The organism is Streptomyces sp. NPDC003042, assembly GCF_053591315.1.
In genome coordinates, this window is the sequence record NZ_JBSFTP010000045.1 from 1 (window position 1) to 17,573 (window position 17,573).

Here is a 17,573-nt window from a genome sequence, read left to right on the forward strand (position 1 = left end):
CGTCGCTCTTCCGTTCAGGCGTACGCCTCGTCCCCGGCCCGTCGGCGTTTCAGTTCCCGCCGGGTCCCTTCAGCGGACAGCTCGTCAGCAGCGTGTGCCGGTCCGCGCCGCCGGGCCTGGGCAGGGTGCGGCTGGGCGGTGGCTGGTGGCCGCGTCCGAGCCAGCCCTCCAGTGCGGTGAAGGCGGAGCGGTGGCAGGGGACGAGCGGCCGGAGCCGGTCCGGGAAGACGTCGAAGAGCGAGTCGACGTGGGTACCGCCCTCGACGCGGTAGTACCGGAAGAGGCCGCCGCGTCCCGCGTCACGGACCATGCGCGCGTAGACGTCCGAGTCGGGGCCGATGGGCAGGAGCACGTCGAGGGTGCCGTGCAAGGTGATCAGCGGCCTGCCGATGCGCCCCGTCAGCGAGATCCGCTCGACGGCGCGGTGCACCTCGCCCGGCCGGGCCGCGTAGTCGTAGTCGGCGTCGCAGCCCGCCGTCCCGGACGGACAGTACGGCGTCCCGGCTTCCACGGAGCCGTCGAAGTGGGGGTCGAACTCCTCGCGGTAGATCCGCTGGGTCAGGTCCCAGTAGTACTGGTGGTGGAAGGGCCACAGGAACTCCGAGCCCGCCGGGAAGCCGGCCGCGAGCATCTCCTGACGGGCGGGTTCCGCGCCCGCTCCGCCCGCCGCGTAGGCCGGGTAGGAGCGCAGGGCGGGTGGCAGGAAGGTGAACAGGTGGGGGCCTTCCGTGCGCCACAGGGGGCCCTCCCAGTCCACTCCCCCGTCGTAGAGCTCCGGATGGTTCTCCAGCTGCCAGCGGACCAGGTAGCCGCCGTTGGAGATGCCCGTGGCCAGGGTGCGCGACGGCGGCCGCAGATAGCGCTGGGCGACCACCGAGCGGGCCGCCCGGGTCAGCTGGGTGACCCGCTCGTTCCATTCGGCGACCGCGTCGCCGGGTTCGGCGCCGTCGCGGTGGAAGGCCGTCCCGGTGTTGCCCTTGTCGGTCGCGGCGAACGCGTAGCCCCGGGCGAGCACCCAGTCGCCGATGGCCCGGTCGTTGGCGTACTGCTCACGGACCCCCGGCGAGCCGGCGATCACCAGGCCCCCGTTCCACCGGTCGGGCAGGCGTATGACGAACTGGGCGTCGTGCTGCCAGCCGTGGTTGGTGTTGGTGCTCGACGTGTCGGGGAAGTAGCCGTCGATCTGGACGCCGGGGACACCGCTGGGAGTGCTCAAGTCCCTCGGTGTCAGCCCTGCCCAGTCGGCGGGGTCGGTGTGGCCGGACGCGACGGTGCCGGCGGTGGTCAACTCGTCCAGGCAGTCCGCCTGCTGCCGCTCGGCCCCCGGCACCCGAAGCGTGTCCGCCCGTACGCAGTGCCCGGGGGCCGCGGAGCCGGGTGCGAGGGCATCGGCCGGGGTCGCGGTGAGGACGAGGAGCAGTACCGCTCCCCCGGCGGCCCACCGTAGCCGCCTGCCTGGGACGGGATGTGCTCTGTTCATGGGGCTGCCTCCGGGTGCGTGAACGCTGTCGGGCCAGCGGACGCTACCGCCGCGCACCACGCGCCGGGAGGCTGCGCGTCACCACAGCCGGAGCGGTCGCAGTGGAGCTCGCCACCATGGGACGCCGCGGCTCACGGGGTGTCGGAGCCGGGAGCCGGGGTCGCCGCGGGGTCCAGGATGCGGTTGAGGAAGTTCCTGGTCCGCTCGTGCTCCGGACGGCCGATCACCTGGGCCGCCGGTCCCTGCTCGACGATCACGCCGCCGTCCATGAACACGACCCGGTCGGCCACTTCGCGGGCGAAGCTCATCTCGTGGGTGACGACCATCATCGTCATGCCCTCGTCCGCCAGTACCCGCATCACCGACAGCACTTCGCCGACGAGTTCGGGGTCGAGTGCCGAGGTGGGCTCGTCGAAGAGCATCACCTCCGGGCCCATCGACAGGGCCCGGGCGATCGCCACCCGCTGCTGCTGGCCGCCGGACAACTGCGCCGGAAAGGCGTCCGCCTTGTCCGCGAGACCGACGCGCGCGAGATTCTCCCGGGCCACGGTGGCCGCCTTCTCCTTGTCCCTGCCGAGCACCCGGCGCTGCGGCAGGGTGAGGTTTCCGGTGACGCTGACGTGCGGAAACAGATTGAACTGCTGGAAGACCATGCCGATACGGCGGCGCACCGCGTCGATGTCGACATCCAGGTCGGTGACCTCCGTACCGCCGACGAACACCTGTCCCTCGTTCGGCTCCTCCAGCAGGTTCACACAGCGCAGCAGCGTCGATTTGCCGGAGCCGGACGGGCCGATGACGCAGACCACCTCGCCGCGGGCGATCTCCAGGTCGATACCGCGCAGGACGTGGTTGTCACCGAAGGACTTGTGCAGTCCGCGGATCTCGATCTCCGGGCGGTCGCCGGCCGTCGTGTCCACCGTCTCGGTCTTCTTCTGTGGCATCTCGTCCTCAAGTGGCCTTGGCCGCGCGGGCCTCGAGGCGGCGCACCACGAAGCTCAGCGGCACGGTCACGAGGAGGTAGCACAGGCCCGCGACCAGGATGGGGGTGGAGTTGGCGGTCTGGCTCGCGAGGTCCCGGCCGAATTTCGTCAGTTCCCGCTCCTCCAGTGTCACGCCCAGGAACAGCACCAGCGAGGAGTCCTTGAACAGCAGGACGAGTTCGTTGGTGAGAGGGGGGATGACGATGCGGAACGCCTGCGGAATGATCACCGAGACCATGGCGCGCGCGTGCGAGAAGCCCAGCGAGCGGGCCGCTTCCATCTGGCCCTTGGGTACCGCCTGGATGCCCGCCCGGATCGTTTCCGCCATGTAGGCGGCGGCGACCAGGCCGAGGCCCAGCGCGACCTTGCCGTACGTACCGCCGGGGATCTCGGTCCCGGGGAACGCCAGCGGGACCGCCACGCCCACGAAGATGAAGATCAGCAGGGCGGGCAGGCCCCGGAAGAGTTCGATGTAGACACTGGCGAGCCACCGGTAGGGGGCGACCGACGAGAGCCGCATCATCGCGATGACCAGACCGAGCACCAGGCCGAAGACGAACCCCGACACGGTGTACACGACCGTGTTGCGCAGGGCGAGGGTGATGATCTCCGGGAAGAGCCGGACGGCCAGGTCCGTCTGCGCGAACTGGTTGCGCAGCCGGTCCCAGTCGGCGAAGAAGCCGAGCAGGACCAGTGCGGCCACGAAGATCGCGTACTGGATGCCCTGCGAGACGCGGCGCCGCTGGCGCCGCGTCAGCCGAGAGGTCACGAGGCGGCCTGGGGCATCGGGCCGATCCACTGCTCGTAGAGCTTCTTGTAGGTACCGTCGGCCTTTGCTGTCGTGATCGCCTTGTCGATCGCGGCGAGGAGGGCTGTGTTGCCCTTCTTCACCGAGAATCCGTACTGCTCACCGGTCTGGATGTTCTGGCCGAGGACGAACTCGGCGGCGTTCTTCGGGTCCTTGAGCCAGCCCTGCACGACGGGGTAGTCGATGACGACGGCGTCGACCTGGCCGGTGCGCAGACCGTTGAGCACCGCGTCCGAGCTCTCGAAGGCGACCGGGTCGAGGCCCTGCGACTTGGCGTAACTCTCGCCGGTGGTCTCCGCCTGGGCGCCCAGCTTCTTCGTCTTGACGTCGGCGAGCGAGGTCACACCGCTCTTCCTGGTCGCGAGCAGCGCCTGCGTGGCGTCGAAGTAGGGGACGCTGAAGTCGACGTTCTTCTTGCGCTCGTCGGTGATCGTCATACCGGCCGCGGCGAGGTCGCACTCGCCGGAATTGAGGAAGGCACCGGTCTTGAAGTTCTCGAACGGGGTGTCGAGGATCTTCTGTTCGACTTTGAGATCGGCCGCCACCAGGTCGATCAGGGCCACGTCGAAACCGACGACCTTGCCCTCCTGCTCGAACTGGAACGGCGGGTACGGCAAATGGGTGCAGGTGGTCAGCTTGCCCTTCTCGACGACGGGTACGCCTCCGGCCGCCTCCCCCGGCCCCTCGCCGTTGGCGCAGCCCACGACGAGGAACATTCCCGCCGCGGCGGCGCCGGCCGCGGCGCGGATCCGGAGACTGCTGCGGTGACTGCGCTGTCCTTCGGCCGTCCAGGACACGGTTGACCTCCACGGGGTGCGGGGCGGGCGGCGGTCACGGACGAGACCGTCGGTCGCGATCGTAAGCCCCGTGCGGCATGCGGCGAGGGACCATTCGCGATGCGGCGTATCGGGTGTGGAGTTTCGCGCCACGCCCGCGTCCCGGTCAGCTCACCACCACCGGGGAGGAGCCGCCGGGCACCGTCAGGCGGGGCGCGCCCGTACCGTCCGCCGGGACCGACCAGATGTCGCTCGCCCGCCCGCCCTGCCCCGGCAGGGCGTAACCGACGGTCGTGTCGTCCAGCCAGGCGGCCTGGTCGTCGACGCCGCGCGACTCGGCCAGCGGATGTTCGCGCATTCCCGCCAGGTCGAGGACGTACAACCGCCAGGGCGCCGTCTGGTCGTCCGAGACCTTCTTCTTGAAGGCGATCCGCGTGCCGTCCGGCGACAGCGACGGGCATTCGACGTTCTCACGCAGCGCCTTCGCCGACCAGTTCCGCAGGTCGCCCTCGACGAGGTGGGTGCGGCCCCTGGTCGAGACGGTGGCGTAGAAGCGGTTGTCGTCCCGGGCGAAGGTCACCCCCCAGTAGTTGACGTCGGGGGCGTGGTAGCGGGCTCCGTCGACGGTCAGCGGGATCTCCTCCATCGATTTGACCAGGTAGCCGGTGCGCAGGTCCAGGATCGACGTCCGGGTGGAGAAGGCGGAGGTGGCGTAGGAGTCGCCGGTCGCGAAGGTCGTCCAGGACAGCATCTGCCCCGAGGCCGAGACGCGGGCCCGGTTGGGGATGCCGGGGACGGTCACGCGGCGGACCTCGCGCAGCTGCCGGTCCAGTACGAGGGCCTCGGTGCGGGCCGGGATGCCGGGCAGGCCGCGCAGGCACAGGGCACGGTCCCCCGCCGCGTGGAACCGGTCGCAGGAGGGGCCGCCGTTCGCGCCCGCACCCGCTGGACCGGGTCGGCGCGCGACGAGCCCGGTGGCCGAGTCCCGGAAGTAGAGCCCGGGCTCGGCGAGGCTGAACGAGACGGCCGCGTCGGCCTGCCGGGGCGGCCTCTCGCGGTGCCTGGCGTGCAGTACGTAGCCCAGCGAGCCGCCCGCGAGAACGAGCACGGCGACGATGACGAGGGCGAGGCGGAGCCGGGGCGAACGGGGATTCATGACTGCTCCGGGGCGGGTGCGGAGGCGGGCAGGACGCGCCAGGCGGCGATCAGGGACCCGGCCAGCGCGAGCGCCGCCGCCCACAGCGCGGGCCCTTGGCCCCAGTAGGTCCAGGCCGCCCCGAAGCCGGCCGCGCCGACGAGCCGGGCCAGCGCCTGACCGGTCTGCAGCACCGCGAGCCCGCTGGCCCGGCCGTGCGCGGGCAGCACGGGGCCGGCGAGCGCCATCAGGACGCCGTCCGTGCAGGCGTAGAAGATGCCCAGCAGGACCAGTACGGCCACGACGGTCGGCCAGGCGACGGGGGCGAGCAGCACGGCGTACGCGCCGAGCAGGGCGGCGTGCCCGTGCAGGAACGGCAGCCGCCGCCCGGTCCGGTCGGCGATCCGGCCCACCGGTACGGCGAGCACCAGGTATCCGGCGGCGGCGCCCAGCGGCAGCAGCGGGAACAGGGCGGGCGGCAGGTCGAGACCGCGCTGGATCAGCAGGTAGAGGAAGGCGTCGCCGATGGTGGTGGCGCCGAGCAGGGCGGCTGCGTACAGGACGCGACGGAAGGCGGGGTCGCGAAGTGCCGTGCGCGGGAGGGGCCGTGCGCGGACGGGTGCCGCGGACGCGGACGGGACGTACAGGACGAGCAGGAGCACGCCGAGCAGGCCGGTGCAGAAGCTGACGGCGAAGACCGCGTCGTAGGCGTCGGCGGTCGCCCACAGCACGGCGAACGCGGCGAGCGGCCCGAGGAGCGCGCCCGTGGTGTCCATGGCGCGGTGCACGCCGAACGCCCGGCCGAGCGTCTCCGGCGGTCCGCTGAGCGAGATCAGGGCGTCGCGCGGGGCGGTGCGGATGCCCTTGCCGAGCCGGTCCGCGGCGAGCGAGGCGGCGATCCCGGCGGTGGCGCCGCCGGCGAGGAGCAGCCCGAGCCGGGAGAGCGCGGAGAGCAGGTAGCCGGCCCCGGCGACCCGCCTGTGCCGGCCGCCGCGGTCGGCGAGCCGCCCGCCGAGCAGCCGTACGAACGCCGTCGCGCCGTTGAACAGGCCGTCGAGGAAACCGAATTGGAGTGGGGAGAGGCCGAGGCCCAGGACGAGGTAGAGCGGCAGCACCGCCGTGACCATCTCGGAGGAGACGTCGGTGACGAGGCTGACCGCGCCGAGCGCGAAGACGGTGCCGGGAACGCGCCGCCCGGCCCCTGCGGGGCGGGGCGGCGCGTCCGGGCGGCCGGTGTTGGCCAGGTACATCAGTGGCAGCTGTACTTCGGGCTCGTGTCCTTGACCTGCCCGTCACTGGCGACGTAGGTCCAGCCGTAGCCGGAGTCGGTGAAATCGAGCTTCAGGACGCCGTATTGACCGCTGATCCGCTTCTGGCTGTTGGGCTGCACCTCCTCGATGGGGTAGGGATCGGCGCCGCCCATCCCTCCGACGATCTCCACGATCCCGTTGGCGGTCGCCCTGCCCTCGGGGTCCTGCGGGGCGAACCGCTCGTAGTGGTGGTCGTGCCCGCCCAGCACCAGGTCGGCCTTGGCGCCGTACAGGATCTTCCACACCGGCTTGGACACCGGGTCGTTGCCGTGCCCGCCGGACGAGAACAGCGGGTGGTGCCAGTAGGCGGCCACGCACTTCTTGCCGTTGGCGGCGAGGTCGGCCTTGAGCCAGTCGAGCTGGGCGGCCTGGTCGAAGGAGTTGGAGTCGAGGGCGATGAAGTGCCAGTTGCCCTCGTCGAAGCTGTAGTAGCTCTTGCCCTTCGGGTAGGCGATGCTCCCGAAGTAGGCCTTGTACCCGGCGAGGGGGCCGGCCGGGTCGTACGTCTCGTGGTTGCCCGGGACCGGGTGGGTCTTCGCCTTGAAGGCGCCCCAGGTCTTGTCGTAGTAGGCGCGGTAGTCGGCGAGCCGGGCGTCGTCGTACTGGTTGTCGCCCATCGTCAGGTAGAACTTCGGATTGATCCGCTGGGCGAGCGCGGCGGTCTTGGGGTGTGCGCAGCCGCTGTCGGAGGCCGTGCACTGGGCGGCGATGTCGCCGGCGGCGACCACCGTGAAGGCGCCTGCCGGGGGTGTCCCGCCGTCGAGGCTGCCGTACACCTCGACCTCGTGGAGCGAGTAGCCGTACGCCGTGCCCCGGGCGGTGCCGTGGACGCGCAGGTACCTGCCCTTTCCGGACAGCCCGGTCCAGTCGTCGACGCCGCCGTTGCCGGCCCTCTCGTCGGCCATCGGGGTCCACGTCGCCCCGTCCGTGGACATCTCGACGCGGTACGCCTTGGCGTGGGCGGCCTCCCAGCTCAGCCGGACCCGCGAGACGGTGGCGGTGGCGCCGAGGTCGACCCGGATCCACTGGGGGTCGCTGCCCTCGGCGCTGGCCCAGCGGGTCGCGGAGTTGCCGTCGAAGGCGTTCGCTGCGCCGAGGGAGGAACTCTCGACGGACGAGGCGGTGGCGGGTTTCCCACGTGAGATGAGCGGGTCGACGGCCGCTCCGGCCGGTCCGGACCAGGCGAGCAGCAGCCCGCCGATGAGCGCGAGCACGGCGGCGAAGGCGATGAGAAGGGGGTGAAGTCTCCTGCTGGGCATGAGGGGTTGAGCTGAGGCATTCAGGCGCATACCTGGACTCCCTGGCCTTGGGGACGGCGAGAGCTGGAACACCGGTGCGGGACACGGCCCCCGAGCCGGGCGGGCAGGGGGCAGCGTCACGGCGGCCGGGTCAGAGCTCTCGCTGAGCACGTCATGCCCCGGGGAAAGGGGCACCGCGCCAAGCCGCCGACGGGGATCGTAGTGGATAGGAAGGTTTCCTACCAGTACTCCAACCGGGGCTGTGGCAGGTGGACTTGGACCGACGGGACCAGCGCAGCGGCCCCGCTCATGCCTTCGTGACCGGTGGGAGGAAGGTGCCCACGGGCGTGCGGTGCCACCAGGTCCGGCTGCTTCGCAGTTCGCGCCGGTCAGTGAACGTGTAGCGGTAGAGGCGAGCGCGGATGCAGGCGGGCGGGGAGGCGGGGAAGGGGTTGTGCCGCAGGAGCTTGAGGGTGGCCGGGTCGTTGTCCAGGAGCTTGGCGATGAACGATCCGAACCAGGGCCTCGCGTAGGCGGGTGAGATCGCCGCGAACCACATCAGCCAGTCGAGGCGCAGGTGGTACGGGGCCACCTGCGGCGGCAGATGGCGCGGGTCTCCTGGTTTGGCCTTGAAGCCGTACTCCTTCCACACCGTGTCGTCGGCGATCTCCTGCTCGTCGGTGCCTTCGATCACCACCTCGTGCCGGACGCGGCCGACGCTGCCGAAGGCGCCGTAGGTGTTGACCAGGTGGAACGGATTGAAGGAGGAGTTCATTACCTGGTGGCGCGAGAAGAGGTTCCGTACCGGCCAGTAGCTGAGCACGGCCACCACCGCGGTGACCGTCAGCACGATGCCCTGGTACCACGCGGGTGGGGCGGCGAAGCCGGGTGGCTCGGGCAGTGGCAGGGCTTCGGCGGCCCGGACCCCGTCGATCACGGTGAACGCGAGGAGCAGGGTCAGCCAGTTGAGCCAGGCGAAGTTGCCGGACGCCACGAGCCACAGCTGCGTGACGACGATGACGCCCGCGGCCACGCTCGCGACCGGTTGCGGAGCGAACAGAGCCACCGGGACGCCGAGCTGGGCGACGTGGTTCGCGGCGGTCTCGACCCGGTGCAGGGGCCGCGGCAGGTGGTGGAAGAACCAGCTGAGCGGGCCCGGCATGGGCTGGGTCTCGTGGTGGTAGTAGAGGCAGGTCAGGTCACGCCAGCACGGGTCGCCGCGTACCTTGATCAGCCCGGCGCCGAACTCCAGACGGAACAGCAGCCAGCGCAGCATCCACAGCACCAGGACCGGGGGCGCCGTGTCCTCGTTGCCCAGGAAGATCGCCAGGAAGCCCGCTTCCAGCAGCAGCGACTCCCACATGAAGGCGTACCAGGTCTGCCCGACGTTGACGATGGACAGGTACAGCACCCACAGCAGCGCCCACAGGAGCATGGACCCCCACAGCGGCACCCGGTCGGCCGCCCCGGCCACCAGGGCGGCCGAGAGCGCCACGCCCGTCCACGCGATGATCGCGAAGAACCGGTCCGAGTAGTGGAGGTGGAAGATGCTGGGCGACCGGCGAAACGGCACGGCCGCCACGAAATTCGGCACGGGCAGCATCCCGCGCTCACCGATGAGCGCCCGGAACTGGTTGGCGGAGCTCAGGAAGGCGACGAAGTACAGGGCTGCCAGGCCGCGCTGGAACACCAGCCTGCCCAGCCAGTAACTGTCGTCGGTGAACCACTCCACAGCAGCACTCCCGGTGGGGACGTGGGGCCGTGGGCACGCACGCCCGCGGCCTCCCCTCCGCATCCGCTTCTGTGGTGGCGCTTGCCCACCGATCGGCCAGTCATTCCGCCGGCCGACGGCAGGGCCGGGCGGCTTACGGTCGGCGGGTGGGGGTAGCCGCCCCGTAGGAACGGCTACCGGCGGCAGGAGGAGCCATGGTCCGGCAAGTCCACGAGGTGATGACCGCGCATCCGGTGACCGTCGAGAAGCTGACGTCGCTGGCGGAGGCGGCCCGGGTGATGCGTGACGCCGACATCGGGGACGTCCTCGTGGTCGACGAGGGTCGGCTGCGCGGCATCCTGACCGACCGGGACCTCGTCATACGCGCCATCGCGGAGAACAAGGACCCCGCCGACACGACGGTGCACGCCGTCTGCACGACCGAGCCGGTCACCGTCCGGCCCGGCGATGACGTCGGCCACGCCGTCGATCTCATGCGCCGACACGCTCTGCGGCGGCTGCCCGTGGTAACCGAGGAGGGCGAACTCGTCGGCGTCGTCACCCTCGGTGATCTCGCGGTCGAACAGGATCCGGGCTCCGCTCTATCGGCGATCTCGGCAGCGGAGCCCGACTCCTGACCTCGGCCGTCCGCCACCTGACGTGCGTCGCGCTCACCGTCCACCCCACCGGTACGCCCAGCTCGCCGGGCGTGCTGCGGCTGGGCCGGGGCCGCATCACCGTACTGGCGCCGGACCGTCTACGCGATGAGGCCGGATAGCAGAAATGGGTGCGACGGCGTCGAGTCCTAGTCCGAGATCGCGGGTCCGCCGTACCGCCCCGCACCGCGCCGCGCCCTTGGTGACGGCCACGCCGTGCCCGTCCGGCTACGGAACACCGCAGGCTGACGTCACCGAACCGTAAGGCCGCACCGGCGCGCGAGGCGTACTCCTCTGCCCGGCTGAAGGCCGTGAACGTGGACGCCCCGAACCGGGCGGCGACCCGCTCGTCCACCCCGGTGCTCCGCTGCCCGGACCGGATCGGCTCCGGCACGGCTACGCCCAGAGCAAGTGGGTGGCCGAGTGGCCCGTCGCACGGGCGGCCGCGCGCGGCCTTCCCCTGTCCGTGCACCGGCCCTCCCGGATCGGCGCGGACACCGGAACCGGCGTCCGCCAGAGCGCAGACTGCTTTGCTTCTGTCTGCTGCTCAAGGCATGTGCCGAAGCCGGGTCGGCGCCGGCCAGGGGGCGGCCCGTCCTTCGACCTCGTCCCCGTCCCCGTCCCCGTCGAACCATGTGCGCCAAGCCGTGGTCGCGCTCCCCCGCCGGCGCGACACCGTCAACCGCACCTTCCACATCACCGCCGACGAACGCCTCCGGCTGAGCACCGCCGCCGAAGGCCGGCAGCGCACGAGGGCGGTGTCCCCGACGCGACCCGGCCGCGAGCGGAACGTCAGCGGCCGGTCCTGTCACCGCCCTCTCGACGCCTGCGGCCGCGTCGGCCGAGGGCCCCCGCCAAACCGATCAAGCCGCCCGTGAGCGCGCCGGCCACGAGGATGCGCAGCAGGTCTTCCATCGAGTACTCCCCTCTCAGCCAGGTTCACCGTTGCTCAGTCCGCCCCCAGCGACCGGTTGAAGATCTCTTCTTCTCACGGCAGAGGCGTGCACGTGCTCGGGTGCCTGATCGACTACGAACGGGGACACTATCGACGTGCAGACGGCCTGGCTTGGACAAATTTGACCTCGCCTCTCACAGGGCGAGGGCTCCCTCCGCCACGCGGGCGGCGGCCATCTGGCCGGGAGTGGTCTCGGCCAGAGCACGGAACTCGCGGTTGAGGTGAGCCTGGTCGTAAAAGCCACAGGCAGCGGTCACTTCAGTGAGATGCGCACCCTCGCCGGTGAGCAGCCTCACGGCCCGATGGAAGCGCAGTACCCGGGCGGACATCTTGGGTGTCAGGCCGATCTGTTCGGTGAACCGGCGGATCAAGTACCCCTGGCTCCAGCCCACTTCGGCCGCGATCCGGCCGACCGGGATCGCCCCGCCGGCGCGGGACAGCAGTCGCCAGGCGTGGCTCACCTCGGGCGCGGGATGCGGGCCACGCTCGAGCCGGGCCGACAACGCGAGGTCCAGCAGGTCGAACCGGGCTCCCCAGTCGCTGGTGGCTGCCAGTTGCTCCACCAGCACTCCGGCCTCGGGGCCGAGGACGTCGCGCAGCTCGACCACCCTGTTGGTCAACTCGCTCATCGGCACGGCGAACAGCCGGAAGGCGCCCAGTGGGGTCAACTCGAGCCGAATCGCCTCCTGCCCACCGGGATGGTCACACACCCGGGGCCCGTCCTCCAGACCCACGACCAGCGAGCCGGTCACCTGGCTGTTCGGGCTCGCGTCCCCCAGCCGGCGCACTTGCGCGAACGGCTCCCCCAGGCTGATCACCACGACGGCTCGACCCGTGGGAACGAGCCGCACCCGATAGGGCGAGGCCGCCGCCTCCCAGTAGCCGGCATAGCTGTGCACGATCGGGCGCAACTGGGCAGGCCACGGCCGGGTCACCCGCCACCGATCACCCACCCGAGTCACCTGGACTCCCCGACCGGCCACGCCTGTGCTTCCGACCACCGGCATACCCTCTCCCCTCCCGTGGCGACGGGCGCCCAGCGCCGGCCCAGCCCCCTGATCAGCCGGTGCACCTCGGCCCCTGCACCACTTCCAGGTCAAGCATCAGCATCTCAGAGAGATCCGCGGTGCAGGCGGCCGCCGTGTGAGGGAGGGGCAGGCCCCGGCATCCCGCACCCGGCTCGTATCCGGCGGGCACGCCGGTGCGGCCACGGAGTCCGCCGACTGACCTCACGATCCCAGAAGCGGTTCCTCCCGTGCCTCCAGTTCCGGGTCGGCTTCGCCGGCGCCGCTTCCGGTACGGCTGCGCGGTGGCTCAGGCCGTACCTCGAAGCCGCCGCGACCGTCGAACCGCACCGCGTGCACCACGTCGAAGCCATCCGCCGGCGAGGGCTTGCGCAGCCGCTTCAGCGTGGCCAGGACGCCGACGTCCGGGACGCGGTCGTGGCCCCCACGGGCGGCGTTGCGCCGCAGCGAGCCGGCCGCGTCCGGCGGGAACCAGTACGCCGTCACGGTGGCACCGTGGGCGTGGGCCAGTTCGACGAGCGGGGCCCACTCCTCCGGTGACGGGTTGGTGTTGTCCACCGCCACCGGCCGCCCGGCGGCCAGGAGCTCCCCCACCAGCCGCATCTGCCGCTGCTGCTTGTTGCGGGCACCCCGCGGGAACCGGTCCTTGCTCACCAGCTCGTACTGGCCGGACAGACGCTGCTCGTAGAAGGTCGACTTCCCGGACGCCTGGAGCCCGACGAGCACGGCCACATCCACTGCTTTCGCCATACGGCCACGATGACACGCCGTCGGCGGACGGATGCAACCGCTCTGGGGTGAGGGCTGCCGGGGAGTGCCCAGCCTCCCGCCAGCGCCAGGCAGCCGATCACGGCCGTGCCGGTGGTCATGACGCGCCGACCGCGCATGGCGTCAGCGGGCGCCGGTGTGGCGGCGGCGGGCGAGCAAGAAGGTCACGCCGGCGGTCAGGACGCCTCCGCCGACAAGGCTGACGATTCCGATCGTGGCGCGGCGGTCGTGGTCCGCGGCGAGGTGACCGCCGCTCCCCGCGCTGATCGTGGCGGCTTCCTTCCCGTGCCGGCAGGTGCCGCCCCGGACCATGTCGTGGTGCGTTTCCACCACGGGGCGGGCGGCTCGTGCGGCGGCGACGGCGTCGGCGTTGCCGCCCGTCGAGATCTCGCGGTCGATCAAGGCCAGCGCCTCGGTGTGGGCGGCGTCCTGGTCGGAAAGCCATGCGGCGTCATAGGCGGCCGTCCCGGCCTTGGCCTGCACGGCGGCGAGCTTCTTCTGCTGCTCCGCGGTTGGGGAGCTCGGCAGGGTGGCGTTCAGCTTGGCGGCCAGCGTCTTCAGACCGGCGTCGAGCTTGGTGTGGTCGCGGACCAGCACAGCGCCGACGCCCTTCACGCAGGCCGTCGTCGCGTGCTTCTGCGCGTCGCTTCCGGCCGCGACCTCCGCCAGATTGCCTTGGTGCGCCGCCTTCACGAAAGCGGTGTCCTGCTCGGTGGCGGACGCGCTGGGCGCGCCCAGGAAAGTGGCGGCGGCTATGAGGGCGGCGGTGGCCACCAGTCGGTTCGGCATCTCTGCTCCTTAGCGCGTGCAAGCATCGCGGCACGCAGCCGAAACGGGCGCCTCGTGGCACCCGAGGACCATCCCTTCCGCGCAGACACGCCGTCGCCACTCCCTCGGACTCACGTTCACCACAACAGCCGAATCATGCGGCCCGGCAGTGGGCCCCCCTGAGGACGGCCGGCGAGCAGTCGCGGCCGGATGCTCCCGCGACCGGAGCAGGCCCCACGACTGCCTGGTGATCACCGCTCAGCTGGGGAAGCATCCTGTCGTACGCGGACGCGAGGACGGATGTCATGGACGAAACCCTGAAGGATTTCCTGGAAGCGCTCTCGCCTGAAAGCCGGGCGCGCGTGGAACGGGAGGCGGTCGGCCGACAGCGGGAGCTGGCCGCGCAATGGCAAGAACGACTCGAAAGGGAGGTGGAGTCTCGCGGCACTGATTTCCTCGTGCCGGGCATGTCGAAGGCCGCTCATGAGGCGGAGTATGTGGTGAGTACGTCATTGGAGCAGCGGGGGGAGACATGAGCCGCCGACAGCGGCAGCGGAGCATGGCGTGGCCTGGCATGGCCTGGCGTCGCGGCGAAGACTGCCGAAGCCCGAAATTCTCACCCGTACGCCGGCCACCGGCCCGGTGTCGCGAGATGCGTGGCGAGCAGTTCCATTTCGCCGCCCAGCGACGGCCCCGGCAGCCACGCGGGCCCGCCGATGGGTGAATCGCGCAGCTCGGCCACGGTCGGGCCTTCCCGCCCGCCCAGCTCGACGAGGATGCGCGCCGTGATGGCGCCGAGCCGCTGGCAGCGGTCCGGCAGATCGGCTGCGCGGGACAGCAAGCCGGGTTCCCACCATGAATCGCCGTCGCAGAAGGCGATGTACGGCGTATGGACGGCGCGCCGCGACAGCCTGGCCGGTGCCGCCGGCGGACGCGTTGTCGACGACGATCACAGCCCTTGTCGGCAACGATTTGCCCGGGCGGTGATCGTGAAGGCCGGCGGCCGGCGGGCCGGGCCTGCCCGTCACTGGCCAGATGGATCTTCGTGGTCAGCCCGCCGCGGGACGTCCTCGAGGCGGCCGGTCGCCACCAGGTTGCCGTCCACGGTGCGCCGCGCGAGGTCGCCGGTGCGGAAGTAGCCGTCGGCGGTGAAGGAGCGGGCGTTGTGGTCGGGTGCCCGGTAGTAGCCTCGCGGGGTGTACGGACCGCGGGCGAGGAGTTCGCCGGGCTCCCCGTCGGGCACGTCCTTGCCGTCGGCGTCGACGATGCGGATCTCATCGTCGGGCGAGAGCGGGCGGCCCCGCGTGGTGAGCACGGTCTCGTCCGGATCGGCGGGCCGGGTGAGAGTGAGCAGCCCCTCAGCCATGCCGAAGACCTGCTGCAGACGACAGCCCAGTTCGGGGCCTATCCGTTCGGCGGTCGCCCGGGGCAAGGGCGCGCCGCCGATCTGTGCGAGACGCAGACTGCTCAAGTCGGCCTGGGCCGTGGGAAGTGCTTCGAGCCAGAGCTGGGCGACGGCTGGCACCAGCGACGTGATGGTGACCCGCTCTCGTCCGATGACCGCAAAGCATTCGGCGGGGCCCGGGTTCTCGACCAGGACGACGGTGCCGCCGACGGAGAGGGTGCCGATGATGCCGGGGCAGCCGAACGTGAAGTTGGACTGGGCGGGCAGCGCGGCGAGATACACGTCGTTCTCGGTGAGCGACACCAGCTCAGCGGCGGCCCGCGCCTGGTAGGCGTAGTCGTTGTGGGTGCGCGGAATGAGCTTGGGCGGCGCCGCGGTGGTACCAGCGGAGAGCAGGAAGAACGCCACCTGGTCGGCGCTCTGGGCAAGCGCCCGCTCGGGCGGGGCGTCGATGGAGCCCAGCGGGCTGTAGTGGCAGCCCGACGGGTCGGTCGTAAGGCCGCCGTACGGGGACGAGGCGCCCGGCGCCTCAAGGGTGAACACCCGCCGCAGGAAGGGCCCTCGGGCCGCGATGTCCGCGGCCATCGCCGTGTGGTCGAAGCCCTGGTACGTCGAGGGACCGACGTAGCCGACGGCCTGGGTGACCCTCACGAGGTGGGACACCGCGGACGCGCGGTGCGAGACCAGGCAGAACACGGGGACCGCGCCGGCGCGCATCAGCGCGAACACGGTGATGACGAACTCGGGAACGTTCGGCAGCTGGACGACGACCCGTTGCCCGGGCCGGATGCCGCGCAGCCGGAATCCGGCGGCCATGCGGTCCACGCGCCGGTTCAGGGCCGCGTACGTGATGCGGGTGCCGCCGTGCACGAGCGCGGTCCGCGGTCCGTACTGCAGGGCCCAGCCGCGCAGCAGGTTGTCCAGCGTGTTGCCACGCCAGTGCCCGGCCGCCCAGTAGCGGTCGACGAACTCCTCGGGCCAGGGCGTGCAGCCGTCGAGTATGGAGGTCATTCGCTTCCTTCTGTACCAGTTGAGGGCCGGTCCCTCACAACGGCGACCTCCAGGAGGAGCCGGGCTCTCGCCGACAGTCGGGCCGGCCGGTTCTCATATCGCTCCCTTCTCAACGCCGGGGAGCAACCCGCTGTCTTGACCTGGCAATCCAATCTGTCAACCCCCCTGCACGCAATGTGCTTTCCCAACCATGGAGGCTGAATTGCATCGGCAGAAAGACCAATGAGCGCCGCTGACCAGGAGGAATGGTGAGCGCTGACCAGGTCGGCCCGCTGGACGAAGCCAAGGCCCAGCTCACCGAGGCCCTCTCGCTGTTCCAAGACAGCCACCAGCCGCTGTGGGCGGACGTGACGCACTTCCGGCCGGACACCGCGCCCCGGCCGAGATTCATCCGGCCGCGCACCGGCCCACGCCGAACGCCTCGCACGCCGAGCAGGCCATCGCACTGCGCGGCATCCGCCGCCGAGTGGCGCCGGGCCACCCTCCTCGTCGTCCTTGGAAAGGCGCTACACGCGATGGGCCACGCGGACCCCGCGCGTGCATGCTGGCGGAAGGCGCTGGCGGTCTTCGAGGCCATCGAAGCCCCGAGTCGGAGCCCGTTCGCAAGCTCATAGCGGTCGAGGCAGGATCGGTTCTCCATCTGCTCGGCTGCACCGTGGGTGGCCGCGTCCTCGAGTACGCGGTCCCGCGCCGGCCCACGTCGGACGTCGGACGTCGGACGTCAGTCGCCTCCGCCGCCGCCGCCGCCTCCTCCGCCTCCTCCGCCTCCTCCGCCTCCGCATGAGGAGCCGCCGCCCCCGCAACCACCCCCACCGCCGTCGCTCCGCGAACCCTTGCGCCCCTGCTTGCGCGACGACCCACCGCTTCCCCCCATCGCCGCCACGATCAGCACGATGAAGATGAACCCCAGGATCACCAGGAACTCCATGTCCTCTACCCCCGCTCCGCGTTCCGGTCCCGTTCCGTCCGTGTCAGGGCGATCCCCCGCCCGGTCGCCGGACCAACCCCACTTGAGCAACTCCAGAGCTTCGAATGTCGTACGTCAGCCGAGGGCCTCGCTCGTGAGCCCGTCGGACGGTGCGTGCGGGCAGGCCGTCTTCCCCCATGCACGCATGTGCGTGGACGATGGGGGAACGACGCCGCGAAGGAGAGACACATGAGGGCACGTACCGTCCGGACTCTGCTCGTTGCCGGGATGGTCGTCCTGGCCACTCTCGGCTCTCCCACCGCGGCGCAGGCCCTGCCCGCGTGCCCGAGCAACGCCATCTGTCTGTGGCGCTTCCAGGACGGGACCGGCGACGTGTACGTGTGGCGCGGCGGTTACGTGGACCTGCCGAGCAAATTCGTGGACCACGTCGGCTCCTTCCGGGCCAACAGGACCGGCGCTTTCATCGACTGGGCGACCGGCAAGGACTGCCGTCCGGTACGAGTCGGCGACTACGCCTCCAACTACCAGGGCCGGTTCGGCGGGAAGATCGACGCGGTCGGCAACACCTGCTGACGGTCGGCGCGTCCGGTCGGGACCGGGGCCCCATGCCCTGCAC

At 71.2% G+C, this 17,573-nt stretch carries 17 protein-coding genes; 4 read left to right on the forward strand and 13 right to left on the reverse strand.

Features of this window, described 5'->3' with window-relative positions; all coding sequences use genetic code 11:
* Positions 1–49: 49 nt before the first annotated feature.
* The 8 genes from ACWDYJ_RS21660 to ACWDYJ_RS21695 form a co-directional block, all read right to left on the reverse strand.
* Positions 50–1,480: a 3-hydroxybutyrate oligomer hydrolase family protein gene (locus ACWDYJ_RS21660; protein WP_451567213.1), complete on the reverse strand. Its 1,431-nt coding sequence runs from the start codon at positions 1,478–1,480 to the stop codon at positions 50–52.
* A gap of 131 nt (positions 1,481–1,611) precedes the next feature.
* Positions 1,612–2,424, reverse strand: coding sequence for an amino acid ABC transporter ATP-binding protein (locus ACWDYJ_RS21665; protein ID WP_451567214.1), 813 nt, complete (start codon positions 2,422–2,424; stop codon positions 1,612–1,614).
* A 7-nt stretch (positions 2,425–2,431) separates the two neighbouring features.
* On the reverse strand, positions 2,432–3,232 hold the full coding sequence (locus tag ACWDYJ_RS21670) for an amino acid ABC transporter permease (RefSeq protein WP_451567215.1): 801 nt from the start codon (positions 3,230–3,232) through the stop codon (positions 2,432–2,434).
* A complete protein-coding gene (locus ACWDYJ_RS21675; protein WP_451567269.1) occupies positions 3,229–3,987 on the reverse strand; it encodes an ABC transporter substrate-binding protein in 759 nt (252 codons plus the stop codon). Before ACWDYJ_RS21675 ends, ACWDYJ_RS21670 begins: the two co-directional genes overlap by 4 nt.
* 226 nt (positions 3,988–4,213) lie before the next feature.
* Positions 4,214–5,203 carry a hypothetical protein gene (locus ACWDYJ_RS21680; RefSeq protein ID WP_451567216.1) on the reverse strand — a complete coding sequence of 330 codons (990 nt, stop codon included), beginning with the start codon at positions 5,201–5,203 and terminating at the stop codon, positions 4,214–4,216.
* Positions 5,200–6,432 carry an MFS transporter gene (locus ACWDYJ_RS21685; protein WP_451567217.1) on the reverse strand — a complete coding sequence of 411 codons (1,233 nt, stop codon included), beginning with the start codon at positions 6,430–6,432 and terminating at the stop codon, positions 5,200–5,202. Before ACWDYJ_RS21685 ends, ACWDYJ_RS21680 begins: the two co-directional genes overlap by 4 nt.
* Positions 6,432–7,751 carry a discoidin domain-containing protein gene (locus ACWDYJ_RS21690; RefSeq protein ID WP_451567218.1) on the reverse strand — a complete coding sequence of 440 codons (1,320 nt, stop codon included), beginning with the start codon at positions 7,749–7,751 and terminating at the stop codon, positions 6,432–6,434. Before ACWDYJ_RS21690 ends, ACWDYJ_RS21685 begins: the two co-directional genes overlap by 1 nt.
* Positions 7,752–8,037: 286 nt before the next feature.
* Complete coding sequence (locus tag ACWDYJ_RS21695; RefSeq protein ID WP_451567219.1) at positions 8,038–9,462, reverse strand: lipase maturation factor family protein; 1,425 nt, start codon at positions 9,460–9,462, stop codon at positions 8,038–8,040.
* 194 nt (positions 9,463–9,656) lie between these two features.
* On the opposite strand from ACWDYJ_RS21695, the gene ACWDYJ_RS21700 reads away from it, so the two are divergent.
* Together ACWDYJ_RS21700 and ACWDYJ_RS21705 are read left to right on the forward strand one after the other, a co-directional pair.
* Positions 9,657–10,079, forward strand: coding sequence for a CBS domain-containing protein (locus tag ACWDYJ_RS21700; RefSeq protein ID WP_451567220.1), 423 nt, complete (start codon positions 9,657–9,659; stop codon positions 10,077–10,079).
* A 385-nt stretch (positions 10,080–10,464) separates the two neighbouring features.
* Positions 10,465–11,277, forward strand: coding sequence for an SDR family oxidoreductase (locus ACWDYJ_RS21705; protein WP_451567270.1), 813 nt, complete (start codon positions 10,465–10,467; stop codon positions 11,275–11,277).
* Here ACWDYJ_RS21705 and ACWDYJ_RS21710 read toward each other — a convergent pair.
* The 3 genes from ACWDYJ_RS21710 to ACWDYJ_RS21720 form a co-directional block, all read right to left on the reverse strand.
* Positions 11,187–11,963: a helix-turn-helix domain-containing protein gene (locus ACWDYJ_RS21710; protein ID WP_451567221.1), complete on the reverse strand. Its 777-nt coding sequence runs from the start codon at positions 11,961–11,963 to the stop codon at positions 11,187–11,189. The two genes, ACWDYJ_RS21705 and ACWDYJ_RS21710, sit on opposite strands and share 91 nt — an antisense overlap.
* A 318-nt stretch (positions 11,964–12,281) precedes the next feature.
* Entirely contained in the window at positions 12,282–12,827 is a 546-nt protein-coding gene (locus ACWDYJ_RS21715) for an AAA family ATPase (protein WP_451567222.1), read from the reverse strand.
* 141 nt (positions 12,828–12,968) lie between these two features.
* Positions 12,969–13,634, reverse strand: coding sequence for a DUF4142 domain-containing protein (locus tag ACWDYJ_RS21720; protein WP_451567223.1), 666 nt, complete (start codon positions 13,632–13,634; stop codon positions 12,969–12,971).
* Positions 13,635–13,918: 284 nt separating this feature from the next.
* Between ACWDYJ_RS21720 and ACWDYJ_RS21725 the strand changes: the two genes are divergently transcribed.
* A complete protein-coding gene (locus ACWDYJ_RS21725) occupies positions 13,919–14,149 on the forward strand; it encodes a hypothetical protein (protein WP_451567224.1) in 231 nt (76 codons plus the stop codon).
* Positions 14,150–14,229: 80 nt separating this feature from the next.
* Here ACWDYJ_RS21725 and ACWDYJ_RS21730 read toward each other — a convergent pair whose 3' ends face one another.
* Both ACWDYJ_RS21730 and ACWDYJ_RS21735 read right to left on the reverse strand, forming a co-directional pair.
* On the reverse strand, positions 14,230–14,454 hold the full coding sequence (locus ACWDYJ_RS21730) for a hypothetical protein (RefSeq protein ID WP_451567225.1): 225 nt from the start codon (positions 14,452–14,454) through the stop codon (positions 14,230–14,232).
* Between the two features lie 183 nt (positions 14,455–14,637).
* Positions 14,638–16,029 carry a (2,3-dihydroxybenzoyl)adenylate synthase gene (locus tag ACWDYJ_RS21735; RefSeq protein WP_451567226.1) on the reverse strand — a complete coding sequence of 464 codons (1,392 nt, stop codon included), beginning with the start codon at positions 16,027–16,029 and terminating at the stop codon, positions 14,638–14,640.
* 1,156 nt (positions 16,030–17,185) lie between these two features.
* On the opposite strand from ACWDYJ_RS21735, the gene ACWDYJ_RS21740 reads away from it, so the two are divergent.
* Entirely contained in the window at positions 17,186–17,530 is a 345-nt protein-coding gene (locus ACWDYJ_RS21740) for a peptidase inhibitor family I36 protein (protein WP_451567227.1), read from the forward strand.
* Positions 17,531–17,573: the final 43 nt, after the last annotated feature.